The 23,472-nt window shown below is 66.1% G+C and carries 28 protein-coding genes, 1 tRNA gene and 1 pseudogene; 9 read left to right on the plus strand and 21 right to left on the minus strand.

Translation table 11 applies throughout. The features are described from left to right. Positions 1–744 precede the first annotated feature (744 nt). Together VB777_RS14045 and VB777_RS14050 are read left to right on the plus strand one after the other, a co-directional pair. Entirely contained in the window at positions 745–990 is a 246-nt protein-coding gene (locus tag VB777_RS14045) for a hypothetical protein (protein WP_197157408.1), read from the plus strand. Positions 991–1,047: 57 nt separating this feature from the next. Then, positions 1,048–1,731, plus strand: coding sequence for a cupin domain-containing protein (locus VB777_RS14050; protein ID WP_323249709.1), 684 nt, complete (start codon positions 1,048–1,050; stop codon positions 1,729–1,731). A 9-nt stretch (positions 1,732–1,740) separates the two neighbouring features. On the opposite strand, the gene VB777_RS14055 is transcribed toward VB777_RS14050, so the two are convergent. From VB777_RS14055 to VB777_RS14120, 14 genes and pseudogenes are all read right to left on the minus strand, one after another. Further along, the gene (locus tag VB777_RS14055) at positions 1,741–2,160 is read right to left on the minus strand and encodes a nuclear transport factor 2 family protein (protein ID WP_323249712.1); all 420 of its coding nucleotides are present in this window, start codon (positions 2,158–2,160) and stop codon (positions 1,741–1,743) included. A 46-nt stretch (positions 2,161–2,206) separates the two neighbouring features. Beyond that, a complete protein-coding gene (locus VB777_RS14060) occupies positions 2,207–2,623 on the minus strand; it encodes a hypothetical protein (RefSeq protein ID WP_323249714.1) in 417 nt (138 codons plus the stop codon). A 68-nt stretch (positions 2,624–2,691) separates the two neighbouring features. Then, positions 2,692–2,856, minus strand: coding sequence for a hypothetical protein (locus VB777_RS14065; RefSeq protein ID WP_323249716.1), 165 nt, complete (start codon positions 2,854–2,856; stop codon positions 2,692–2,694). After that, positions 2,853–3,560, minus strand: a pseudogene (locus VB777_RS14070) (TOTE conflict system archaeo-eukaryotic primase domain-containing protein). Before VB777_RS14070 ends, VB777_RS14065 begins: the two are co-directional and overlap by 4 nt. Before the next feature lie 6 nt (positions 3,561–3,566). Continuing rightward, positions 3,567–3,848, minus strand: coding sequence for a type II toxin-antitoxin system RelE/ParE family toxin (locus VB777_RS14075; RefSeq protein WP_323249718.1), 282 nt, complete (start codon positions 3,846–3,848; stop codon positions 3,567–3,569). Beyond that, on the minus strand, positions 3,838–4,092 hold the full coding sequence (locus VB777_RS14080) for a hypothetical protein (RefSeq protein ID WP_323249720.1): 255 nt from the start codon (positions 4,090–4,092) through the stop codon (positions 3,838–3,840). The genes VB777_RS14075 and VB777_RS14080 overlap by 11 nt, the downstream gene beginning before the upstream one ends. A gap of 587 nt (positions 4,093–4,679) precedes the next feature. Continuing rightward, complete coding sequence (locus tag VB777_RS14085; protein ID WP_323249722.1) at positions 4,680–7,064, minus strand: TOTE conflict system archaeo-eukaryotic primase domain-containing protein; 2,385 nt, start codon at positions 7,062–7,064, stop codon at positions 4,680–4,682. Between the two features lie 13 nt (positions 7,065–7,077). Further along, positions 7,078–7,425 (minus strand): type II toxin-antitoxin system PemK/MazF family toxin, encoded by a 348-nt coding sequence (locus tag VB777_RS14090; protein WP_323249724.1) that lies wholly within the window; start codon positions 7,423–7,425, stop codon positions 7,078–7,080. After that, positions 7,425–7,742 carry a ribbon-helix-helix protein, CopG family gene (locus tag VB777_RS14095; protein ID WP_323249726.1) on the minus strand — a complete coding sequence of 106 codons (318 nt, stop codon included), beginning with the start codon at positions 7,740–7,742 and terminating at the stop codon, positions 7,425–7,427. Before VB777_RS14095 ends, VB777_RS14090 begins: the two co-directional genes overlap by 1 nt. A gap of 76 nt (positions 7,743–7,818) precedes the next feature. Then, the gene (locus tag VB777_RS14100) at positions 7,819–8,100 is read right to left on the minus strand and encodes a type II toxin-antitoxin system RelE family toxin (RefSeq protein ID WP_197157427.1); all 282 of its coding nucleotides are present in this window, start codon (positions 8,098–8,100) and stop codon (positions 7,819–7,821) included. Continuing rightward, the gene (locus VB777_RS14105) at positions 8,090–8,344 is read right to left on the minus strand and encodes a type II toxin-antitoxin system Phd/YefM family antitoxin (RefSeq protein ID WP_197157429.1); all 255 of its coding nucleotides are present in this window, start codon (positions 8,342–8,344) and stop codon (positions 8,090–8,092) included. Before VB777_RS14105 ends, VB777_RS14100 begins: the two co-directional genes overlap by 11 nt. Before the next feature lie 260 nt (positions 8,345–8,604). Beyond that, a tRNA-Gly gene (locus VB777_RS14110) sits at positions 8,605–8,676 on the minus strand. Between the two features lie 63 nt (positions 8,677–8,739). Then, the gene (locus VB777_RS14115) at positions 8,740–9,174 is read right to left on the minus strand and encodes a hypothetical protein (protein WP_323249728.1); all 435 of its coding nucleotides are present in this window, start codon (positions 9,172–9,174) and stop codon (positions 8,740–8,742) included. Between the two features lie 68 nt (positions 9,175–9,242). After that, positions 9,243–10,394 (minus strand): pyridoxal-phosphate-dependent aminotransferase family protein, encoded by a 1,152-nt coding sequence (locus tag VB777_RS14120; protein WP_197158947.1) that lies wholly within the window; start codon positions 10,392–10,394, stop codon positions 9,243–9,245. A gap of 74 nt (positions 10,395–10,468) precedes the next feature. Here VB777_RS14120 and cbiD point away from each other — a divergent pair, with 74 nt between their 5' ends. The 5 genes from cbiD (at position 10,469) to mrdA (ending at position 16,261) form a co-directional block, all read left to right on the plus strand. Beyond that, positions 10,469–11,749: a cobalt-precorrin-5B (C(1))-methyltransferase CbiD gene (gene cbiD, locus VB777_RS14125; protein WP_323249731.1), complete on the plus strand. Its 1,281-nt coding sequence runs from the start codon at positions 10,469–10,471 to the stop codon at positions 11,747–11,749. Positions 11,750–11,783: 34 nt separating this feature from the next. Continuing rightward, positions 11,784–13,364 carry a glutamine-hydrolyzing GMP synthase gene (gene guaA / locus VB777_RS14130; protein WP_197157479.1) on the plus strand — a complete coding sequence of 527 codons (1,581 nt, stop codon included), beginning with the start codon at positions 11,784–11,786 and terminating at the stop codon, positions 13,362–13,364. 56 nt (positions 13,365–13,420) lie between these two features. Further along, the gene (locus VB777_RS14135) at positions 13,421–14,062 is read left to right on the plus strand and encodes a hypothetical protein (protein ID WP_370594668.1); all 642 of its coding nucleotides are present in this window, start codon (positions 13,421–13,423) and stop codon (positions 14,060–14,062) included. A gap of 66 nt (positions 14,063–14,128) precedes the next feature. Continuing rightward, positions 14,129–14,497 carry a hypothetical protein gene (locus VB777_RS14140; RefSeq protein ID WP_323249733.1) on the plus strand — a complete coding sequence of 123 codons (369 nt, stop codon included), beginning with the start codon at positions 14,129–14,131 and terminating at the stop codon, positions 14,495–14,497. 39 nt (positions 14,498–14,536) lie between these two features. Then, positions 14,537–16,261 (plus strand): penicillin-binding protein 2, encoded by a 1,725-nt coding sequence (gene mrdA, locus VB777_RS14145; RefSeq protein ID WP_416238358.1) that lies wholly within the window; start codon positions 14,537–14,539, stop codon positions 16,259–16,261. Between the two features lie 22 nt (positions 16,262–16,283). On the opposite strand, the gene VB777_RS14150 is transcribed toward mrdA, so the two are convergent. From VB777_RS14150 to VB777_RS14165, 4 genes are all read right to left on the minus strand, one after another. Next, positions 16,284–17,432: a glycosyltransferase family 4 protein gene (locus tag VB777_RS14150; RefSeq protein WP_197158949.1), complete on the minus strand. Its 1,149-nt coding sequence runs from the start codon at positions 17,430–17,432 to the stop codon at positions 16,284–16,286. A 4-nt stretch (positions 17,433–17,436) separates the two neighbouring features. Further along, positions 17,437–18,639: an NAD-dependent epimerase/dehydratase family protein gene (locus VB777_RS14155; protein WP_197157485.1), complete on the minus strand. Its 1,203-nt coding sequence runs from the start codon at positions 18,637–18,639 to the stop codon at positions 17,437–17,439. A gap of 92 nt (positions 18,640–18,731) precedes the next feature. Further along, complete coding sequence (gene psb34 / locus VB777_RS14160) at positions 18,732–18,899, minus strand: photosystem II assembly protein Psb34 (protein ID WP_322757800.1); 168 nt, start codon at positions 18,897–18,899, stop codon at positions 18,732–18,734. Between the two features lie 121 nt (positions 18,900–19,020). Next, positions 19,021–19,842 carry a thiazole synthase gene (locus tag VB777_RS14165; protein ID WP_322757801.1) on the minus strand — a complete coding sequence of 274 codons (822 nt, stop codon included), beginning with the start codon at positions 19,840–19,842 and terminating at the stop codon, positions 19,021–19,023. A gap of 89 nt (positions 19,843–19,931) precedes the next feature. Between VB777_RS14165 and VB777_RS14170 the strand changes: the two genes are divergently transcribed. Beyond that, entirely contained in the window at positions 19,932–20,495 is a 564-nt protein-coding gene (locus VB777_RS14170; protein ID WP_197157488.1) for a hypothetical protein, read from the plus strand. Between the two features lie 169 nt (positions 20,496–20,664). Here VB777_RS14170 and VB777_RS14175 read toward each other — a convergent pair whose 3' ends face one another. The 3 genes from VB777_RS14175 to rpmI are packed head-to-tail and all read right to left on the minus strand — an operon-like array spanning position 20,665 to position 21,837. Beyond that, entirely contained in the window at positions 20,665–21,219 is a 555-nt protein-coding gene (locus tag VB777_RS14175) for a tetratricopeptide repeat protein (protein WP_197157490.1), read from the minus strand. A 17-nt stretch (positions 21,220–21,236) separates the two neighbouring features. Then, positions 21,237–21,584, minus strand: a complete 348-nt coding sequence (gene rplT / locus VB777_RS14180) for a 50S ribosomal protein L20 (protein ID WP_197157492.1) — start codon at positions 21,582–21,584, stop codon at positions 21,237–21,239. Between the two features lie 55 nt (positions 21,585–21,639). After that, positions 21,640–21,837 carry a 50S ribosomal protein L35 gene (gene rpmI, locus VB777_RS14185; RefSeq protein ID WP_197157494.1) on the minus strand — a complete coding sequence of 66 codons (198 nt, stop codon included), beginning with the start codon at positions 21,835–21,837 and terminating at the stop codon, positions 21,640–21,642. 72 nt (positions 21,838–21,909) lie between these two features. Here rpmI and VB777_RS14190 point away from each other — a divergent pair. After that, positions 21,910–23,472 (plus strand): SpoIID/LytB domain-containing protein (locus VB777_RS14190; protein ID WP_323249735.1); only part of this gene is annotated, 1,563 nt, incomplete at its 3' end.

The raw sequence follows: 23,472 nt of genomic DNA on the forward strand, positions 1-23,472 counted from the left end.
CGAGATGCCATCGCTGTTGCCGAATCCCTGAATCGGCTGTCATCGATCGTGGTGTCTGTGGTCGCTCGTTGATCAACGATCAGGGGTGGAATGCTGCGCTGCTACGTCACGGCCCCTGAACGGGTACGATGCAGATTACTTTCTTTTGTCAACCGTAACTGCGCTTCCTCCAGTGCAATGGATTCAAGAGGCTAAGTTGCATCTATCCTACATGAAAACTCATGCCCTAACTCCGGCAAAGGGTGAACGGTATCATCTTACTGAAGGGCACCACGAAAAATCGGCCTTGTCGCGACCATTGGCCAATGCCGACGCCGGCCAGTACATGAGTCTCAATCGCTGCTTCCAAGGTAAATCGGTATTTTTCGTGGTGCCCTGAATGGCAAAGGGAGCAGCCTATTTTGGGCGATCGCTGCAAGCTTGCAATGGTCACTGAACAGATCTACACTTCTTTGAGGTTAGCTTACTCGGTCTAGTTGCTCAGTCCAACCATCTTGTTTAGCAGGTGACAACTTGAAGATGGCTAGTTAGGCCGTCACCACCCTTGCGGCTCCACCCAGTATCTCAAGATTTCGGCACTGACTCCACTTCACACGGCAATCGACACGAAGGACCTGCGACAGTGGATCGCGATCCGCCCAGGCCCCACGAAGCCAAGAGGCAGCGGCTGCATGCCGTAAGAGCAGAAGCTCCCCTCACACCCCATCCACCGCTTCGCCAGGATTGAAGCATCGCACTTCCACCATGCTGCTGCCCTGCCCTCTCTGTCCCCTGTCTGCCGCCAGGATCGCCGGGCTGCGGGCCACGGTGCTGCTGCTGCTCACCCTGCTGATCAAGGCCAGGATTCAGATCAAGGCGGCGTCGGCTCTGGGGGTGTTCCTGCTGGCCCTGCAGACGCTGGTGTTCTTGGTCGCCAGTGGCGCCCTGGGGGTGGCAGCCCTTGCTGCTGGAGTCGTTGCCTTCAGCCGGCGGCAAGCCCAGGCGGTGTGACGCGGTTGCCTCCTCACATTCAGTTGCTGCGCGTCCGCCGTTGAGCAGAATCAGCCCATGGAGCTCCGTGCCGATCTGAGCCAACGGGTGATGCTGGACACCACCAGCCTCCCCTGGGCACCATCCCCCCTGGCCGGAGTCGAGCGGCGCCTGCTCGATCGCCTTGGCGGTGAGGTGGCCCGCGCCACCTCAATCGTGCGCTACGCCCCCGGCAGCCACTTCGATCGCCACAGCCACGGCGGTGGCGAGGAGATTCTGGTGCTGCATGGTACCTTCTCCGAAGAGGCCGGCGACCATCCGGTCGGCACCTACCTGCGCAACCCCGCCGGCTCCAGCCATGCGCCCTTCAGCGCAGAGGGCTGCACGCTGCTGGTCAAGCTGCACCAGATGCACCCGGCCGATCAGCAGACCGTGGGGATCGCCACCCCCAGCCGCGACTGGCTACCTGGCCTGGTGCCGGGGCTGGAGGTGATGCCCTTGCACGCCTACGGCTCGGAGCATGTGGCCCTGGTGCGCTGGGCGCCCGGCACGGTGTTCCAACCGCACGGCCATCCTGGTGGCGAGGAAATCCTGGTGCTGGAGGGGGTGTTTCAGGACGAACAGGGCACCTATCCGGCCGGCAGCTGGCTGCGCAATCCCCCGGGCAGTGCGCATCGGCCCTGGAGTGACTCGGGCTGCACCATCTGGGTGAAGACAGGCCACCTGCCAGCCACCGTGGGACCGGACGGAGCCGCAGCCTGAGCGCCACCCTCAGTCGACGAAGCGTTGGTACAGCCAGCGCACGAAGCCGCCCACCAAAGGCACCGGCGCAAAGGTCGGCCCCACGAAGTCGAAGTAGTCACGGTGGTCGATGATCTTGCCGGCGTCGTTCAGGTACAGGCGGGTTGTGCCGGGATAGATGAATTCGATGCCCTTGATCATCAGGCCCATCTCCCATTCGATGAACGCTGTCTTGCCCTGAATCGCGATCGCCCCTGCTGTGAGGTAAACGTCATCGCAGCGTTTCACCAGACCCTGCTGAGCCTCGATATACGACGCGATCCCCTGGCGCTCCTGGGTGGGGTCCTGAAAGTGCACGTCATCGTCATAGAGGGCGCGCCATTGATCTTCTGCCGGGGCTGGTGTGCCGTAGGGCTTGGTGAACAGGGCTCGCAGGCTGGCTTCATCCATGGTGTTGCGTACGCGCAGGTGGTGGAGGCAAGAACCGGGGCCGGTATCAGCGGCCGAGGGGGGTGGTCAGCTGTTGGAGCAGGGTTGCGTTGAGCTCGTTTTCACACGTGAGCCAGAGGATCGGCAGGATGCTGCCCCCCTGACTCCGCTGGGCCGAGCGCTCACACACGGCGTGGCGGACGCTTCTCCAGCGCTCCAGCGGCAGGCTGCCGCCCAGCAGGGGCAACAGACGTTGATCGGCCTGGTCCCGCTCCTGCCAGAGACAGGCTGCCATCTCCTGGGTGTTGCCATTGCAGTCGGGGCGGAAGGGGAAGGCCTGGCGCCGCTGAATGGATTGCTGCAGGGTCTCCTGCTGCAGCGTCTCCTTCTGCTGCGGCGTGGTGAGCGGTTGCGCCCACCCAGCCAGTCCTGAGAACAGTGCGAAAGCGGCGATCAAGCTGCCCGTTCGGTTGGCCCATGCCATGGGATCGTCCTGCCTCCGCCCTTGAGTCTGGCCCGGTGTGTGCTGGAGAAAGTTCTCCGCACAGCCGATCACCCGCGGCTTGTCCACGCCGAGAGCTGCATCGCCTGGGCCTTGTAAAAGGCCGGGTTTGCCAAGGCTATCCGGCGACTACCTGGTTGACGGGTCGCCAGGTCCTCCTCGTCGATGAAGCTGAGATCGAGCGGATGGGCGCCGCTGGTGGCGGTCTGAATCACGGTCTGCAGCCCCGCTGCCTGGGATCCTTCTGCAGCGGCAGGGCGATCAGGTTGCCGAAGCCGCCTTTCGGCAGGGTGTCCTGGTTGGGGAACAACCGGTCGTAGGAGCTCAACTACAGCTGACGCGTGGCATTGCAGGTGTGGCTGATCAGGGCCGCCCCCGGCTGGCGAGTCTCCAGCGCTGCCGGCACCGCCAGCTCCCGGCACGAGCGCAGAAAGGCCCGGGCGTCGTCACGCCAGTCCTGCTCGTCAAAGTCGACGGCCAGCAGGTGGCAATGGTCGTTGTCCAGCAGGGGGTAGAGGCCGATGGTGTGGTCTCCGGCCAGATGGCCGTAGATCGCTGCATCGCTCAGGGGCAGCAGCTCGCGGTGGTTGCAGTCGCGGCAGGAGATCCGTGGCTTCTCGCAGATGCCTGGCCGCCACTCATTGGCGCAGGCCGGTGCATAGCCCGAGCGCCCACTGCTGTTGCTCTTCCAGCGCAGGGCATGCACGTCGTCGCGACCGCGGAACAGGCGCCGGAACAGCGCCACCTTCTCCTGCGTGGAACCGGGACCGTTGGCAGGTGCTGCCTCCAAAATCGGCACGGGTTCTGTTGGGGCAGGTCCGCCGGATCTCCAGGCGATGCCGTGGGCCTCCAGCAGCTCAATCAAGCGAGCGTTCTCCCGGCGCAGCTGATCCAGATCAGAGGGCATGGAGCCAGCCATAGGGCTTCAGCGCTGATCGGCCTGGCGGTAGACAGCATTGCGCTCCCGCTTGCCCACCGCCACAACCAGCACCAGCACCTCGTGGTCACGCACCTCGTAGACCAGGCGGAAGCCGGCGGAGCGGAGCTTGATCTTGTACCGATCACTGGAGTCCCGCAGCTTGCTGGCGGGAATTCGCGGGACAACCAGCCGCTCAGCCAGCTTCTTTTTGAACTGCTCGCGAATCCCCGCGCTCAGCTGTCGCCATTCACGCAGAGCCTCGGGATGAAACGCCAGTTCAAAGGGCATTGAGGCTGACCCGCACCGGCTCCTGGCCGTCCGTCAGCCGGGCATCGGCGAGGCGACCCAGCTCCAGGTCGTCCACCAGATCCATCAGCTCTTCGTAGGCCCTGGCCGGCACGCAGTAGAAGGCCGGCTCGTTGCGGTTCAGCACTGCGACGGCCATCCCCTCTCCGGCTGCCACGGTGGCCATGGGGTTTTTCTTGTGCTCCGAGATGCTTACTGCTGTCTCAGCGAGAACGCGGTGGACCATCAGCGGAGCAGGAAGGCAATGCACCACATTCTAGGTCTCTGGACAGGTCGCTAGGCGGGTCTGGATCGAATGGGTGGCGCCCGGCTGATCTCCAGCGATTCTGGAGACCGTCCTGGGACATTTTTTCCCTGTTATTGCAGCGTCAGGCGATCGGTCGTTGATGCTGAAGCGGCTTGCCCTGATCACCTCCGGGCATGATGTTGGGCCGAATTCAGTTGGCAACCTCCGCCCAGTCGTGATTCCGGACGATCCAGTGCTGGGCGGACCATGAGTTCACCCCGCGCAGATGAATGCCTGACCAATCAATGGCGCAGTCGCGAGAGAAGCTTTGTGAGAAGGTCGATGTCACCCCTTGGCACTGCCGGTCATTGCCAAGCTCCGACTGGACTCCTGCCAGCCGATGGGAGAGAGGCCGCACGCTTGATCTTCGGCGCTTTTCAGTTCTTGACTAAAAGCGGGTGACCGGACTCGAACCGGCGACGTTCAGCTTGGGAAGCTTCTCGATTGATCGGCCGAACCGCTTGCGCCGCTGTGGGTCTCCTATGCCTTCAGGCTTGGACGTGAGAAGGTCTGTGAGAAGCTTTCGCTCAGACGCCTGCCATCGATAGCTGATCTGCAAGCAGCGCGTAGCCCATGGCCCGATAGCCCCGCAGCCGTCGCTCCCACATCCGTTGCGTGATCGGATGGCCGAGATCGACCCAGTCGATGATTCGCACGCTTGTCTTGCCGCTCTGTTGCCGATGCAGGCGGCCGGCGTATTGCTGCAGTGTGCCTTTCCAGGACACGGGCATCGCCAGCAGCAGAGTGTTGAGTGGCGGATGGTCGAATCCTTCTCCCACCAGACGGCCTGTGGCCAGGACGATGCGGGGTTCGTTGAGAGGCAACGCCTCCAGCGCGGCAAGGGTGGTGCTGCGCTGGCGTGCGCTCAGCCGGCCATGCAAAAGGAATAGGTTCGGCACCTCCCCAGCCAGAGCGGTGGCGATCGTCGTGATGTGATCGGTGCGCTCGCTCAGGAGCAACAGATTGCGGCCGTCACCCCAGCAGGCGAGAGCCTCGTCCACGATCCGCTCGGTGCGGCGTGGGTCCTCCGCTAATCGGCGCATCAGCTCCTGGATCGGCAGATCGGTTGGCAGCCCCTCGAGCTGATGGGTGCGGCTCACCAGCTCCAGGATCTGGGGCGCTCCGGCAGGCCGCTGGGCGGTGTGGCGAATGGGGCCGCACTGCATGAACAAGATCGGCTGCAGACCGTCGCGGCGGACCAGGGTGGCGGACAGCCCCAGCACATAGCGGGCCTTCACCTGCCTGAGGATCGTTTCAAAGGATGCCGCCGCGATGTGGTGGCACTCGTCAACGATCACCTGCCCGTAGCCCTGGACCACGGGATTCATCTCGCCTTTGCGCACCAGCGACTGCATCACAGCGATGTCGAGTTGCCCGGTGGGCTTGGCTTTGCCACCACCGATGCAACCGATCGCCTGAGGAGCGACATCCAGGAAGGCGTGGAGCCGCTCCTGCCATTGGCGCAGCAGCTCAGCCCGATGCACCAGCACCAGGGTGTTCACACCCCGCCGGGCCAGGATCGCTGCTGCCACCACCGTTTTCCCGAAGGCCGTCGGCGCCTGCAGCACGCCGATGTCATGGTGCAGCACCGCCTCCACGGCGGTCTCCTGGTCAGCACGCAGTTGGTCCGTGAATACCAGCTCCAGCGGTGAGCCGTTCTGGCGTTCATCCACCAGTTCCCAGCCAATTCCCAGCTCCTGCAGCAGGGCCAGCGCCGGCTCCAGGCAACCCCGAGGCAGGGCAATGTGTTGGGGAAAGTTCTCGGCGCAGCCGATCACCCGCGGCTTGTCCCACACCGACAGGCGCATCGCCTGGGCTTTGTAGAAGGCCGGGTTGGCGAAGGCGGCGAGGCGGATCAGGCGATTGAGTAGTGGCTGCGGCAGGCCCGAGCGTTCCACATAGAGGCGATCAGCCAGGGTGAGCGTGAGGGAGGTGGGCAGCGGTCCCCTGATCGCTGGAGCCGCCTGATGCGGTTTCCATGGAGTCGCCAGGTCCTCCTCGTCGATGAACGTCAGATCAAGTGGATGGGCCCCGCCTGTGGCGCTCTGGATCAAGGTCTGCAGCCCGGCCACCGACAACCTCTGCAGGCTTGCCAGATAGGCCCACTGATCGGGATAGGGCTGCAGGTCGTCATCCACGAACACGCTGCAACCCCGCTGCCGGGCTTCCTTCTGCAGCGGCAGGGCGATCAGGTTGCCGAAGCCGCCTTTCGGCAGGGTGTCCTGGTTGGGAAACAGCCGGTCGTAGGAGCTCAACTGCAGCTGACGCGTGGCGTTGCAGGTGTGGCTGATCAGGGCTGCCCCGAGCTGGCGAGCCTCCCGGGCCGGTACCGCCTCCTCGAAGAACACCCACGCGTGAGCACCTTCCCCGGAGCGGGAGATCTCCAGCGCTGCGGGCACTGCCAGCTCCCGACACGAGTGCAGAAAGGCCCTGGCGTCGTCGCGCCAGTCCTGCTCATCGAAATCCACTGCCAACAGATGACAGGTGTCGTTCTCCAGCAGGGGGTAGAGGCCAATGGTGTGCTCGCCGGCCAGATGCCCGTAGATCGCCGCATCGGTGAGGGGCAGCAGCTTGCGGTGATGGCAGTCGCGGCAGCTGATCCTGGGCTTCTCGCAGATGCCTGGGCGCCACTCATTGGCGCAGGCCGGTGCATATCCCGAGCGCCCGCTGTTGTTGCTCTGCCAGCGCAGGGCATGCACGTCGTCGCGACCGCGGAACAGGCGCCGGAACAGCGCCACCTTCTCCTGCGTAGAACTGGGGCCGTTGGCAGGTGCTGCCTTCGAAATCGGCGCGGGTTCCGTTGGGTCAGGTCCGCCGGATCGCCAGGCGATGCCGTGGGCCTCCAGAAGCCCAATCAAGAAGGCGTTCTCCCGGCGCAGCTGGTTCAGCTCGGAGGGACTGGAGTCAGCCACGGCATGCGCTCACTCAGGCGAACCCAATGCCCAGCACCCCCAGTAGCGCTCGCTCCAGCTCCGCCAGTTCGTCCCCGCCGAGGGTGGTGAGGGGGCCGTCGCCAAGGCGGGAGCGATCCAGGGAGCGGAGCTGATCCGCCATGGCGAAGGAGTCGCAGAGCAGGCGGTCGCGGGCACGGATCGGGACCCGCAGCGCCCGGGAGCCAGGCCGGTCCTGGGTGGTGAGCGGCACCACGATCACCGTGGCCAGGCCGGCCTGGGTGATCGGATCGGCCTGAAGGATCACGACGGGACGCAGCTTTCCCACCTCCGCGCCCTGGTTGGGATTCAGACGCGCCACCCAGATCTCACCCCGACGCATCAGCGCCACCACGGTTGGGGGCTCGGTTGGCCGGTCAGCTCCCGGGAGGTCGTCTCCTCCGCCAACGCCAGAGCCTCGCAGTCGGCCGGCAGGAAATCTGCCGCCACATCCAGGCTTTCAGCGCGAGCTGAAGGATCCCTCACCAGCGCTTCGGCGGCGGCGACGAGCCCGGCCATGAAGCGCTGCTGCTCCCGGCAGCGCAGCAGCTCCTCCAGGGCCTCGCGGATCAGCTCCGAGCGGGGCTGGCCGCAGTGGAGGGCTTCCTCGCCCAGTCTGCGCTCCAGGTCCTGGGGGAGCCGAAGACTGAAGGCCGGCATGCAACATGAACAGATGATCTGTCATCCATTCTGTCATGCACGGCGTGATGCGCGCGGCCGGGTCCGTCGGTCGGCTTCAGCGCTGATCGGCACGCTGGTCGACAACATTGTGCTCCCGCTTGCCCACCGCCACGACAAGGACGAGGAGCTCATGGTCACGCACCTCGTAGACCAGACGGTACCCGGCGGCCCGCAACTTGATCTTGTAGCGGTTGGAGGATCCACGCAATTTGCTCGCGGGGATCCTGGGCTCAGTCAGCCGCCCGGCCAACTTGTTCCTGAACTGCTCCCGGATTCCTGGCGTCAGCTTCCGCCACTCCCGAAGGGCTTCCGGGTGAAAGGCCAGCTCAAAGAGCATCGAGGCTGACCCGCACAGGCTCCTGGCCGTCCGTCAGCCGGGCATCGGCGATGCGGCCCAGCTCCAGGTCGTCCACCAGATCCATCAGTTCTTCGTAAGCCCTGGCCGGCACGCAGTAGAAGGCCGGCTCGTTGCGGTTGAGCACCGCGACGGCCATTCCCTCTCCTGCCGCCACGGTGGCCATGGGGTTTTTCTTGTGTTCCGAGATGCTCACCGCTGTCTCGGTGAGTACGCGGTGGGCCATCACAGGGTCAGGCCGGGTCAGAACCGCATCTTGGGTCGCCAGTCAGGTCTCAGGTTCGGTCGATCCACGGCGACAACCCGGGGCGATCAAGGACGGTCAAATCAGGCCATGAAACGACCCGGAGGTGAGAAGCCCTGTGAGAAGGTTGAACCAATCGCGGCTATTACCTGTCATTCACAGTCAGCTTCTGGCGTGCTGCCAGCGAGTGCCAATCGAGATGATCGATTGAGGAACAACAAATTTTCAGGCCTGAACTGGTAAGCGGGTGACCGGACTCGAACCGGCGACGTTCAGCTTGGGAAGCTGACATTCTACCACTGAATTACACCCGCACAAGTAAATCCTAGCAAGCCGGGCATCGATTGGCTCTGGGCGCCCGGCTTGCTGTTGCAGCCTCAGGGCTTGGCGGGGCTGCAGTACACCTCGGCGGTGAGTTGCTTGTGGGCGGCAAGCAGGGGCTGGGCCTTGCCTTTCAGCTGGCCGGCGGCTTCCTCCAGGGTGAGCTTCTTGCTGTTGGCCACCGTGGCCACATCTTTCTTGAAGGTCTTCACCTGCTTGCGGAAGTCCTGCAGGCGGAGTTCCTGGATCTTCTTCTCTTCGTCAGCCAGGGCCTTGAGGGAGCCGCCGAGTTCCTTGTTGGCTGCTTCGGCCTCGCCGACGGTCGACTGGGGGGTGAGGGCCGCAGTCTTCTCAAGGGCCGCACCGACCGCTGCCAGCTGGGTGCAGATCTCCCCTTCGGTCTTCTGCTCCATCTTGGCTGTGTCCTGCTTCTGGCAGGCGGCCAGAGCCAGGCTGAGAACGGCCCCAAGGGCCAGCATTGTGCGACGCATCGCGAACACGCATGGCCCTCAACGGTAGGTGGACCCCTCCCGGGGACCCACCGCCCTGATGCACCCCGTCAGCCGGCCAGGGCCGCCGCCGTGGCCGCCATCCCTGCCCCAGGGGTGCCCTTGTGCAGCCCCAGGCCCTGCAGGGTCGCCTCGATGGCCGCGACGGCCGTGAGCACGTCGCGATCACACACGAAGCCGAGGTGGCCGATGCGGAACACCTTGCCCTTGAGGTGGTCCTGGCCGCCGGCCAGCAGGATGTCGAAACGCTCCTTCACGGCCTTGCGCAGCACCTCGGCGTCGACCCCCTCCGGAGCCACGGCGGTGATGGCGGGGCTGCCATGGCCGGCGGCGGCATAGAGCGGCAGGCCCATGGCCGTCATGCCGGCCTGGGCGGCGGCGCGGTGGCGGGCATGGCGGGCGAAGATGGCCTCCAGGCCCTCTGCCTGCATCATCTCGAGGGCTGCCTCGAGGGCGAAGTAGAGATTCACCGGCGGGGTGAAGGGGTTGCTGTCGGCATGGGCCGCTTTGCGGTACTTGCCCAGATCCAGGTAGAACTTCGGCAGATCGGAGCGCTCGTAGGCCGTCCAGGCGCGATCGCTCATGCCCACGAAGGCCAGGCCCGGAGGCATCATGTAGCCCTTCTGGGAACCGGAGCCCACCACGTCCAGGCCCCAGGCGTCCATGGGCACATCGCAGGCGCCCAGGCTGGTGACGCAGTCGGCGATGGTGAGGGCGGTGCCGTGGGCACGCACGTGGCCGGCGATCGTCTGCAGGTCGTTGATCACCCCGGTGGAGGTTTCGGAGTGGGTGAGGATCACGGCCCGGATCTCCTTGGCGGTGTCGGCCTCCAGGGCGGCACGGAACGCCTCCGGATCCAGGGGCTGGCCCCACTCAGCCTTGATCACCTGCACCTCAAGGCCAAAGGCCCTGGACAGCTTCACCCAGCGTTCGCCGAACTTGCCGTTGTCGCCGCAGAGCACCTTGTCGCCCCGGCTGAGCACGTTGATGATGCCGGCCTCCATGGCGGCGGTGCCGCTGCCGCTCATCACCAGCACGTCGCCGCTGGTCTGATGGAGCCACTTCAGCTGCTCGGTGGTGCGCTTGACGATCTTCTGGAAGTCGGCGCTGCGATGCCCGATCGGATGGCGACTCATCGCCAGCAGGACGGTTTCCGGCACCGGGGTGGGGCCGGGGATCATCAGAGTGAGCTTGTCCTGCATGGGGCTGGGGCGAAACGCGGCGCGACGCGACAGCGGCGCAATCAATCACTGTAAAAAAACGTTCTCCCAGGGCCATGCTCCCCTCGGCCGCCGGCTTCACCGCCACTGGCTTCACAGCTCCCAGACCAGCTGACGCCGAGGCAGTCGGCCCTGCAGGCACCGCCACGGGTTACACGCTGCCGGTGTGGCTTGCTGCCGCCGCCAGGGCAGCTCTGGTGGCCCTGAGGGAGGAGACGTTCTGCCCTCATCAGCCGCTTCTGCTCGAGGAACCCGATCAGGTCGCCGTGGCCACGGCAATTCCCGTGGAGTCGGCAGCCCTGCTGGCCGATGGCTGGGCCCTGGGCATCAGCCGCTGCGACCCCGGCGAGGAGGTGCTGGATCTCACCCGTGGTCTGGCCGTCTGGGCCCTGCTGCGCTGGTGGGAGCCAGGGTCTGTCGCCTCTGCTGATCCGAGCGCAACGGCCCCCGACCCCCACTGGTTGCGGCTGGAGGCGGGTGAGGGGGCCGGGGTGGAACAGGTCAGTGGCCGCCTCTGTCTGTCGGCCTATGCCCAGGGCCTGCTCGAGCGCACCCTGCGGCCCCTGGTGCCCGAGGGGCAGGGGCTGTGGCTGAAGGTGGTGCTGCCGGAGGGCCGGCGCCTGGCCGAGCGCACCAGCAACGCCGCCTTCGGGGTGGTGGACGGCCTCGCCCTGATCGGCACCCAGGCCCAGGTGCAGCGCAGTGCCGCCCCCGATCGGCTCGAGCAGGCCCTGGCCGAACTGGCGGAGCGCCTGGCAGCGCCTGATTTCGGCGGCGATCTCGTGCTGGTGATCGGCGAGAACGGACTGGATCTGGCCGTCCGGCTGGGTCTTCCCGCGGCCCAGGTGATCAAGGCCGGCAACTGGCTCGGCCCCCTGCTGGTGGCCGCGGCGGAGGGGGGTGCGCAGCGGCTGCTGCTGTTCGGCTACCAGGGCAAGCTGATCAAACTGGCCGGCGGCATCTTCCACACCCACCACCACCTGGCCGATGGACGCGCTGAGGTGCTCACGGCCCTGGCGGCCCTGGAGGGGCTGCCAGGGCCTCAGTTGGAGGCACTCCACGCCGCGCCCACCGTGGAGGCGGCCCTGGTCGAGCTGATGGCGGTGGATCCAGGCGTGGCCGGCCGGCTGCGGCGGCGGATCGCCGCCACGGTGGAGCAGCGCAGCTGCGCCTACCTGGCCCGCTACGGCCACCACTCCATGGCCGTGGGGGCCGTGCTGTTCGATCGGGGGCGGCAGATCGTGGCGGTGGGACCAGTGGGCGCGGTCCACTGGTCTCGGGCCGGTGCCGCCCCGCTGGCGCCGGAGCTGGTGGGTGCCCACGGCGGCGACACCTAGGCTGGCCCGAATGCTCAAACGGCCGCAGGCCCCGATGTCCGAGTCCTCCCAGTCGTCCCGCTATCCGGCGATCGTGATCCTCGATTTCGGCTCCCAGTATTCGGAGCTGATCGCCCGCCGGATCCGGGAGACGGAGGTGTTCTCCCTCGTGCTCGGCTATGCCACCAGCGCCGAGGAGCTGCGCGCCATGGCTCCGAAGGGCATCATCCTCAGCGGTGGCCCCAGTTCGGTCTACGAAGAGGGGGCGCCGGTGTGCGACCCCGCCATCTGGGATCTCGGCATTCCGGTGCTGGGCGTCTGCTACGGCATGCAGTTGATGGTGCAGCAGCTCGGTGGCGCCGTCGTGGCGGCTGGCCGGGCCGAATACGGCAAGGCCCCGCTGCAGGTGGACGATCCCACCGACCTGCTCACCAACGTGGACCAGGGCTCCACCATGTGGATGAGCCATGGCGATTCGGTGGAGCGCCTCCCCGCAGGCTTTGTGCGCCTGGCCCATACCGACAACACGCCGGAAGCGGCGATCGCCAATCACCAACGGCACCTGTACGGCGTGCAGTTCCATCCCGAGGTGGTGCATTCCACCTGCGGCATGGCGATGATCCGCAACTTCGTGTATCACATCTGCGGCTGCGAGCCCGACTGGACCACCGCCGCCTTCATCGACGAAGCCATCGCCGATGTCCGCGCCCAGGTGGGCGACAAGCGAGTGCTGCTGGCCCTCTCGGGCGGGGTTGATTCCTCCACCCTGGCGTTTCTGCTGCACCGGGCGATCGGTGATCAGCTCACCTGCATGTTCATCGACCAGGGCTTCATGCGCAAGGGCGAGCCTGAGTTCCTGGTGGAGTTCTTCGATCGGCAGTTCCACATCAATGTCGAATACATCAATGCCCGCGAACGCTTCATCAACAAGCTCGCCGGCATCACCGATCCGGAGCAGAAACGCAAGATCATCGGGGCCGAATTCATCCGGGTCTTCGAAGAGGAAAGCAAGCGCCTCGGCCCCTTTGACTACCTCGCCCAGGGCACTCTTTACCCCGACGTGATCGAAAGTGCCGGCACCAACGTCGACCCCAAGACCGGCGAACGGGTCGCCGTGAAGATCAAGAGCCACCACAACGTCGGTGGCCTGCCCAAGGATCTGCAGTTCAAGCTGGTGGAGCCCCTGCGCCGGCTGTTCAAGGATGAGGTGCGCAAGGTGGGTCGCAGCCTCGGCCTGCCTGAAGAGATCGTGCGCCGTCACCCGTTCCCTGGACCGGGCCTGGCGATCCGCATCCTCGGCGAGGTGACCGCCGAGAAGCTGAACATCCTCCGCGATGCGGATCTCGTCGTGCGGGAGGAAGTCAGCAATGCCGGCCTCTACCACGACATCTGGCAGGCGTTCGCGGTGCTGTTGCCGGTGCGCAGTGTCGGCGTGATGGGCGATAAGCGCACCTATGCCTTCCCGGTGGTCGTGCGCTGCGTCTCCTCGGAAGATGGCATGACCGCCGACTGGTCGCGCCTGCCCTACGACCTGCTCGAAACCATCTCCAACCGCATCGTCAACGAAGTCAAGGGAGTCAACCGGGTGGTGCTCGACATCACCAGCAAGCCCCCCGGCACGATCGAATGGGAATAGGGGTGACTGGTCGCCGCGGGGGAGCTCCGATAGCATCGGGCCCCGGCTGATTTCCCTTGACCGTCACCAGCTCCGGTGTGACCGCTGCAGGCGCCGCTGCCGAGCCGGATTCCCAGACCCAGCGGCGGCTCCAGCAGGACAGCATCCTGCTGGCCGGCAAGGTGGTCTACCTCAACCCTTTCCTGTACTGGCGCCGATTCGACGCCAACACCGACCGCTGGCTGCGGCAGCCCGGCCAGCTTCCCGAGGAGCAGATCCGGGTCAACCGCAGCCGCTTCTATCCCGAGCTCGACTGGGACCTGCTCGATCCGGCCGAGGTCAGGATCAAGGAAGGGGCGGTGGAGATGTTTCTCAAGACCATGGAGTTGATCACCACGTTCAACCCCGAGCTCGGCTCCGGCCACCTGCTCGAGGTCGAGCGCAAGATGGCCGTCACCAAGAAGCGCAGTTTCGAGCGCTGGGTCGAGAAGGCCCTGCGTCGCCGCGAGCAGGCCGAGCAGAAGGAGCGTCGCCGTTTCGATCGCGAACGCTTCTGGCGGGGCTGGAGTGAATGGATTGTGCTGGATACCACGCGTCAGGCCTTGGTGCCCCTGATGGCCTTGCTCGTGCTGGCCGTGGGTGCCGGCTGGTGGTGGGGCAGTCAGCAGAGCTGCCGGCAGGTGGTCGTGACTCCAGGCGTGCAACGGCCCACGCCCTGAGCTGATGCCCCCATAGCGGAAGCTTGCGGGGCAGACTGTGGGATGTGCCCTCTGCCCGCACCCGCAATGGCTGCCGATCCCTTCGACGCGCTGCGGCTGACCCTGATGCAGGACGTGCTGCCGGTTGGCCTGGCCGTGGTGGAACGGGCCCTCAAGGGCGGTTCGGCTGAGGTGATGGCCGCCTTCAACGACACCAATGACCCGCTTGGCCAGCTCCGCGAAGAGGGGGAGCCGGTGGCCAGCCAGGTGCGTGAGGGTCTCGACCGCGTCCAGCCCGGCCTCGGCAATCCGGTGATGAAGGTGGAGGTGCGAGATGTGCCGACCGAGCCATCGGCGGCCACGGCGGTGGATGATGCAGCTCTGGCCCGCACCCTGGAGCGGATCTCCGGGCGATTGCGGCTGCTGGAGCAGAGGATTGACGACTCGGCCTCCTGATCGATGGCGATGGGTCCGGCTTCAGTACGCCATTCCGGCATGGGCCAGCAGCCCCTCTGGCTGCTGCTGCTCGTGCTGGCCTGCTGCAGCGCCATGGGGGCCCGGCTGGCGTGGCTGCAGCTGCTCCACGGCCCCGAATTCCGCGAGATGGCTGATGAAAACCGCATCCGCCTGATGCCCCGCAGCCCGATGCGGGGTCGGTTGCTGGATCGCCATGGCCGCGTCCTGGCCACCAACCGCCTCACCTACAACCTCTACATCCAGCCACGGGAGGTGGACGATGACCGGTGGCCGGCGCTGCGCGATCAGCTGGTGCAGGTGATGGGTGTTGGCGCCGCTGAGCTCGATGAGAATCGGCGCAGTGGCGCCAACCCGGAGGGCTACCGCATCGAGCTGGCCGGTCCGCTCACCCCCCAGCAGGTGCTGCGCTTCCGCGAACAGGCTGACCGGCTGCGCGGCGCCGAGGTGGACGTTGACGTGCTGCGCAGTTATCCCAATGGCAGCCTGGCGGCCCATGTGCTGGGTTACACCAGCGGCATCACCGGCGAGGAATACGACCGGCTGCGCAGCGAGGGATACCGCATCCGCGACCGCATCGGCCGCAGCGGTGTCGAGAAGGTGTATGAGTCGCACCTTCGCGGCGAATGGGGTGGCCAGCAGCTGGAGGTGAACGCCGCCGGTCAGGTGCAGCGCGTGCTCGGAGACAAGCCCGCCAAGGCAGGCAAGGACTTGCGCCTCACCCTGGATCTCGACCTCCAACGCGCCGCCGAACGGGCCCTGGACGGCGTGCGCAAGGGGGCGATCGTGGCGATGGATCCTCAGACCGGCGCCATCCGTGCCCTGGCCAGCCGGCCCACCTTTGATCCCAACGTGTTTTCGGATGGGCCCACCACGGCCCAGTGGAATGCGCTCAACCGTCCGGAGGCGCCACTGCTGAACCGGGCCTTCCAGGGATTTCCCCCGGCCAGCACCTTCAAGACCGTCACCACGATCGCCGGGATCGAATCGGGTAAGTACACCGCGGCCTCCAAGGTGCCCACGATGAACTCGTTCTGCTACTACGGGCAGTGTTACGCCGACCATGGCGCCTTCGGGGCGATCGGGTTTCCCTTTGCCCTGGCAGTGAGCAGTAACAGTTTTTACTACCAGGTGGGCCTCAAGGTGGGACCCGATGAGCTGTTCAAGGCGGCCCGCCGCATGGGCTTCGGCAGTCTCAGCGGCGTGGAATTAATCGAAGAAGATACCCCGGGCCTGCTGGGGGACCAGGCCTGGAAGAAGGAGGTGCTGGGCGAACCCTGGACCCCCGTGGACACGATCACCTCCGCGATTGGCCAGGGGGCGGTGACGGTGACGCCGATCCAGATGGCACGGCTCTATGCGGCGGTGGCCAATGGCGGCTGGCTGGTGACGCCCCACCTGGTGGAGCGCTCCACACCACGCACCTGGATCGGCCTGCGGCCCGACACCCTGCGGGTGCTGCGGCAGGGGCTGCGCGATGTGGTGACCAGTGGCACCGCCACGCTCCTCAATGACCCTTCCCTGCCTCCGGTGGCCGGGAAGACCGGCACCGGTGAAGATCCCCCCCGTCCTGACCATGCCTGGTTCGGTGGCTATGCCCCCGCCGACAAGCCCACCTTGGTGATCATTGCCTTTGGACAGAACAGCGGTGGTTATGGCGGAACTGTGGCGGCTCCGATGGTGAAGGCGCTGATGACCACCTGGTTCAAGGGTTCGGCTCCCCAGCCAACCGGCCGCAAGAGCTGAGTCTCACCAGAACTCCTGAAACTCAGGCCACCAGCTGCAGCTGCGGATGTCCGAGCACCTGGCGGTAGTACGCCCGCAGCTGGGCAGTGGCACCGGCCCATCCCCAGCGCTCCGCCTCCTGGCGAGCGTTGCGGCGCAGCTGTTCCAGTCGGCTGGCATCGCCGAGAAGGCGTTGCACCGCGGCGGTGAGGCTGGCGGCTCCCCCGTCGGCGCCCTCCGGTTCATAGAGGCAGCCATTCTCACCGTCGGTCACGATGTCGGGAATGCCGCCGCGGTTGGCGCCCACCACCGGACAGCCGGCGGCCATGGCCTCAAGCAGCACCAGTCCCAGGGTTTCGGTGCTCGAGGGGAACAGGAAGGCATCGCCGCTGGCATAGGCAGAGGCCAGCTCTTCCCCAGCCAGGTAGCCGACGAAACTGGTGGGGGTGCCGGCAAAGATCCGCTCCAGCTGGCTGCGGTAGGGGCCATCCCCCACCAGCGCCAGGCGTGCGTCGGGCAGAGCCTCCAGCACCGGCTTGATGCGCTCGATCTGTTTCTCGGCCGAGAGGCGGCCGATGTAGAGCAGAAGCTGGCCGGTATCGCTTCGGCCATCCAGCAGCCGGAGCCGCATCGCCGGGCTGCGCAGCGCGGGACGGAACAGGTCCGTATCCACACCCCGCTGCCACAGGGCGGTGGACTGGATCCCCTTCTCGCTCAGTTCCTCCACCATGGCCGAGGAGGTGCAGAGATTGAGACGGGCCTGGTTGTGGGCCGCCTTGAGCAGCTCCCAGAGCAAGGGCTCGAGCATGCCCATGCCGTAGTGCTCGAGGTATTTGGGCAGATGGGTGTGGTAGCTCGCCACCAGGGGGATATCCCGGGTCTTGGCGAGCCAGATGCCGCCCAGCCCCAGCACGGCTGGGTTCACTACATGCACCAGATCGGGCGCAAAGCTCTCCAGGGCCTCCGACACGGCTGGCCGCGGCAGGGCCAGCTTCAGCTCCGGGTAAAGCGGCAACGGCATCGCCGGCACCCCCACCACCTGGGCTCCCCTGTAGGACTCCGGTGCTCCCTCCGGACAGAAGATCACCACCTGGTCGCCGGCCGCGACCAGGTGCTCGACGGTCTTGGTGAGGCGGGTGACAATCCCGTCCACCTTGGGCAGGAAGGTTTCGGTGAAGAAGGCGATCTTCAAGGGATCAGGCAACCGGCACGCTGTGGATGGCCTCAGCCTGCTTGTGGGTCCAGGCGGACACGCAGGGAATGCGGCTGCGATCGCAGCGATCCGCCCAGCGGCGCGCCACATCCACCACTTCCGCCAGCAGGCCGTCGTCGAGGGTGGTGGGCTTGAGGCCCAGTTCGATGAAGCAGCGGTTGTCGACGATCAGGTCGTTCTCCACCGCCTCATTGCGGGGATTGGGCAGGTAGTTGATCTCCGCCCCGGTGAGCGCTGACACTTTGCGAGCCAGCTCGCCCACCTGGTGGCTCTCGGTCATCTGGTTGAAGATCTTCACCTTCTCGCCCACCTGAGGGGGGTTCTCCAGGGCCAGCTGCACGCAGCGCACCGAGTCGCGGATGTGGATGAAGGCGCGGGTCTGGCCGCCGGTGCCGTGCACGGTGAGGGGGTAGCCGATCGCTGCCTGCATCAGGAAACGGTTCAGCACCGTGCCGTAGTCGCCGTCGTAATCGAAGCGGTTGGTGAGGCGCGGATCCTTTTCCGTGAGGGTCGTATTGGTTCCCCAGACGATGCCCTGGTGCAGATCGGTGATGCGGATCTGATCGTTTTTGTTGTAGTAGAGAAAGAGCAGCTGATCCAACGTCTTGGTCATGTGGTACACACTGCCGGGGCTGGCAGGGTGCAGGATCTTCTCGGTGAAGCGGCTGCCATCGGGCTGGGGCACCTCCACCGTGAGGTAACCCTCGGGGATGGTGGCACCGCGGTGGGATCCATAGCCGTACACGCCCATCGTGCCCAGGTGCACGATGTGGATGTCGAGGCCGCTCTCAACGATGGCGGCCAGCAGGTTGTGGGTGCCGTTGACGTTGTTGTCGACCGTGTAGCGCTTGGTAGCGCTGCTCTTCATCGAATAAGGAGCGGCGCGCTGCTCGGCGAAGTGCACCACCGCCGCCGGCCGCTCGTCACGCAGCAGATCCAGAAGCCGGGTGTACTCGTGGGCGATATCGAGGTGGACGAACCGCATCGCCTTGCCGCCCACCTGCTGCCAGGCCTTGAGGCGGTCGCCGATCGTCGCGATCGGCGTCAGCGACTCCACCTCGAGATCGATGTCGATCTTGCGGCGGCTGAGGTTGTCGATGATCACCACATCGTGGCCGGCGTCCGCCAGGTTCACCGCACAGGGCCAACCGCAGAAGCCGTCGCCACCGAGAACGAAAACCTTCACGCCAGACTCCTGCTGAACGAGCACGTGCTCCGGATGGCAAGCTACTACAGGCATCCGGCCCGGATCCCGACTGGCCGGTCCGTGGTGACGGATCAGCTGATGCCCACCGCGACTGCGACCAGCAACAGCACCAGAACGCTGCCACCCACGATCAGGGCCATGGAGCTGCGGCTGGTGCCCTCCCCCGCTTCCAGCACCTCCATCCGCGGCTCCTTGGCGAAGGCGTTGAGTCGCCCACCGTCTTCTTCCGTGACCTGCATGACGCCCTCGAGTAGGTAAGAGCACTCACCCTATGGACCGCGACGGGAGGATCTTCGTTTCCTCTATGGAACTTCACGGCTCTTGACCCCGGGGCACCTGGAGTCGGTGCGAGTCGAGGCATCAGCTGCCCACCCGGCCCTGCAGTGGTGAGCTGGCCCTTGCGTCCGGCCGCACCGGCAGCCGGCCGGCGGCATGGGCAACCCGGCCAGCCTCACAGGCCATGGCCATGGCCCTCGCCATCGCCGCTGGATTCCCTGCCAGGGCGATGGCACTGTTGACCAGCAGGGCATCCGCCCCCATCTCCATGGCCTGGGCGGCTTCGCTGGGAACTCCGATGCCGGCATCCACCACCACCGGAACGCCGGAGTTCTCGATGATCAGGGCGATGTTGGCAGCGTTGCGGATGCCCTGGCCGGAACCGATCGGTGACCCGAGTGGCATCACCGTGGCGCAACCGGCCTCCTCCAGCCGCCTGGCCAGCAGAGGATCGGCATTGATGTAGGGGAGCACGGTGAAGCCCTCTCTGACCAGCTGCTCGGCGGCCTCCAGGGTGCCGATCGGGTCTGGCAGCAGATGTTTCGGGTCTGGAATCACCTCCAGCTTCACGAAATTGTTGTCTTCCTGGCCGGCCAGCTTGGCCAGTTCGCGGCCCAGACGGGCCACCCGCACCGCCTCGTCTGCGGTGGCGCAGCCGGCGGTGTTGGGCAGCATCCAGAGGCGTTGCCAGTCGATCGCCTGCATCAGCCCCTCATGGCCGGCAGCCACGCTCTGCACCCGGCGCACGGCGACGGTCACGATGTCGCAGGCGCTGGCTTCGAGGCTGGCCTGCATCACCGCCAGGCTGGGATATTTGCCGGTGCCGGTCATCAGGCGGCTGCGGAACGTGCGCCCGCCGATCACCAGGGCATCGGCCGGAGGGTTACTGGGCTCAGGCTGGGACACGGCCGGATCAAACAGGCGAGCTGGTCCATCGACCGTATCGCGAGGGGGTTCCCGCCTATAGCCTTGGACCTCACGATCCACTCCATTCCATGCCGCTCGCCCTGTTGCTGGCCGCCATGCCTCTCACGGCGACGCCGGCCCCGCCCCGGAACGACTTCGTTCCCTTCACCACGCCCGCGCCCTATGGGTCCTCCCCGGTCCTGGGTGTGTTTGAGCCGGTGGAGACCTTTGATCCGATCGCCCGGGCCCTGGTGATGGCCCAGCAGATGCCGCGGGACTGGGTCGGGAGCTACCAGCCCTTCGGCGGTGCTCCGGTTTCCGTGGATCTGCGCCTGGCCTCCACCACCGCCATCGGCCAGATGGTCGACCTGCGTGGCCAGATCACCGTGGGCTCCGTCACCTGGCCTGTGCAGGGGAATCTCAATGCCAAGTCTGATCAGATTGATCTGTTGCTGCTCTGCAGCAAATGCGACGTTGCCGGCCTGGAGGCCGGTGGCGAGTTCCAGGGGCTGCAGGGTCTTCAGCTGAGTGGATGGAACGCCCCCCGCCTCACCGGCATGGGAGGTCGCTTAGAGCTGCAGCCTGCCGTGAACAACGTTTCCATGCCTGCAGCCCCTGCTGCCGTAAGGACGCCGATCCGCGGACTCTGGTGACTGACTGAAGTCGAGAGCGCAGGCCCAGGCTGCCCTGCTGATGGGGTGGCCATGGCCTCGTCAACCCCTGGGCGAGCACTTCGGTGACTGGACTCTGTGGGCAGCGCCTGGATTCTGTGGCCGCAGACAGATGAGCAGTCCCGACCGCTGCACTGAGGGAGTGACAGCTTCAGGTTTCTGGATTGGGAACGCTGGTCTTGAGAGCTGATTGACTGCGCTCCAGTCGCTTCAACCGGCGCAGGGCCGTCTTGTTGGAGGGATCGAGAGTGAGGGCCTGCTTGTAGGCCTCGCAGGCTTCCTCAAGTTTCTGCTGCTTCTCGAGGGCAAAAGCGACATTGTTGAGTGCCACCGGATAATCCGGCTTGGCACGCAGAGCAGATTCGTAATGACGAATCGCGGATTTGTACTGTCCCTGAGCAGCCAGGCCGAAGCCGATCGCGTTGGCAATCAGAGCCCTGGCCTCACCGGGGGATTGTTCGCCATCCACCTGTTTGAGGGCCCGCTTCAGGGTGTCAACCGCCTGGCCATAGAGCCGTTTGCGCAGCTGCACGGAGCCAAGCTCGTACAGATTGGCAGCATCCTGTTCGACTCCCGCACCCTCAAGCCGGGCCAGGGTTGACTCATCCCGCCGGACCCGCAGGATCTGGCGGGTCACCACGACAGCGGCACCTCCGAGCAGCACCACCAGACCGAGCAGGTAAGCCTGAGGCAGAAGAAGATCCATCGGGCCGACCGCCGCCGTCAGGCCTTGACGGCGCTGGCGACGCTGGAGAAGCTGCTGGGATCGACCACAGCAAGCTGGGCCAGCATCTTGCGGTTGAGACGCACGTCTGCCTTCTTGAGACCACCCATCAAGCGGCTGTAGCTGAGGCCGTTGATGCGGGCGGCGGCGTTGATGCGGGCGATCCAGAGACGACGGAAATCACGCTTGCGGCGACGGCGATCCCGATAGGCGTTACAGAGGGCCTTCATCACCCGCTGGTTGGCGGTGCGGAACAACGAGCCGTTACCGCCGCGGAAACCCCGGGCCAGGCGAAGAATCTTATTGCGACGTTTGCGGGCTACGTTGCCCCTCTTGACGCGGGCCATGGGGAGGAATCGGGTTGAAAAGGATCAGGAATCAGGCGAGCCGAGCGCAGTTGGCTCAGGCGTAAGGCATCATGCGGGCCACGTTTTCGGCGTCGCGCTCATCCACCACGGCCATCGTGCCGAGATAACGCTTCCGCTTCGGGCTCTTGTGATCGAGCAGGTGGTTGTGGAAGGCGCGCCGGCGCATGAATTTGCCGCTGCCGGTGACCTTGAACCGCTTGGCGGCAGCTTTGCGGGTCTTGAGCTTCGGCATGTCTCGCGGCGCGGACGCAAACAAGCAAAGTACGACGCGAACCTCCCATTCGCCAAGCAACCCAACTCATCCATGGCTGCAGCCCCCCGTCTCCTTGCCTCTTCTTCACCGCCGTTGCGGGGTCTCGCGGTCAGTGCACTGGTGCCCCTGATGCTGGCTGGAGGGGGCTGCCGGGCCTCGCTTCCCACCGATCACGCCTCATCCGCATCAACCCCGGCAGCAGGTCCCACCATGGCGGTCCCGGCGGCTCCACCCCCGCCGGGGGCTGTGGCCATGGAGTCGGAACTGCACTGGCCCGTGCCACCGCCGCCAAAACCCGATCCACGGGATCCGCGTCTCTGGGTGGCCCTGGCCGCCCGGCTCGCCCCCGCAAGCCAGGCTGCTGGCCCGGTGCCACCGCCGCTGCGGCTGCGCAGCGCCCGCGGTGGCCTCATCCTCACCGATGCGGCCGGCCACAGAGTCCAGGGGGCCGATCTGCTGGTGCACTGGCGCTGGCAGCCCCTGGCCCAGCCCCGGATCTGGCGGCGCCAGGTGCTCGGGCCGTTCGCCAGTTTCGAGAGTGCCGAGCAGGCTGCTGACCAGTGGCGCCAGCTTGGTGTGGCAGCCGTGATCGCGCACCCGGGCGACTGGGAGGTGTGGGCACCCGCCTCCGCCCTGCCACCCCTGGGGTTGCAGCCCCGGCTGCAGGAACGCCGGCTGCCGGGTCGCTGGGTACCGGAGCTGCGGCCGGCCGACGGTGCACGGCCACTTCAGGAGCCGATCCGGATCGAGGCGCCTGGTGGGCTGCGCTGGCAGAACGGCGTGTACGGCGGTCCCTTCCGCCTGCAACCCGATGCCTACGGCAGCTGGTCACTGCTGGAGGAGGCGCCGCTCGAGCGTTATCTCGAGGGCGTGGTGCCCCATGAAATCGGAGCCGGTTCGCCGGCAGCAGCCCTGGCGGCCCAGGCCGTGCTGGCGCGCACCTGGGCGCTGCGCAACCAGCATCGCTATGGGGTGGATGGCTATCACCTCTGTGCTGACACCCAGTGCCAGGTCTACAGCGATCCACGCCAGGCCGGCGCGGCGGTTCGCCAGGCGATCGCCAGCACCCGCCACCAGGTGCTCAGTTACGCCGGCCGGCCGATTCATGCCGTCTATCACGCCACCAACGGTGGGGTAGCGGCAGGCTTCGAGGAAGGGTGGAGTGGAGAGCCTCTCCCGTATCTGCAGTCTTTCGTGGATGGACCAGCCGCGTTGCAGGCCTCACTGCCGCTGCCTCTTCAGCAGGAGGGCCTTGCCCTGCTGCTGCGCCAGGGAGGGGCCGCCTATGGAGCCAGCCATCCCGTCTTCCGCTGGCAGCGCCAGCTGACCGCCGCCCAGATCAGTGCGGCTCTGCGCGGAGTGGCCCCAAGGCTCGGTGAGCCGCGCAGTGTGCGGGTGCTGGAGCGGGGCCCCAGTGGCCGGGTGCTGGCCCTGGAGATTGTCGGCAGTGGCGACTCCACAGTGCTGCGGCTCGATGCGATCCGCCGCACCCTGCGCACCTTGCCCAGCACCCTGTTCGAGGTGCGGCCCGTGGCGGCGGGCCAGTGGCGTGTCGTGGGGGGCGGCTTCGGCCATGGCGCCGGCCTGTCCCAGGCCGGTCTCTTATCCACATCT

The organism is Synechococcus sp. CCY9202 (genome assembly GCF_034931685.1).
Classification (GTDB): Bacteria; Cyanobacteriota; Cyanobacteriia; order PCC-6307; family Cyanobiaceae; genus CBW1002.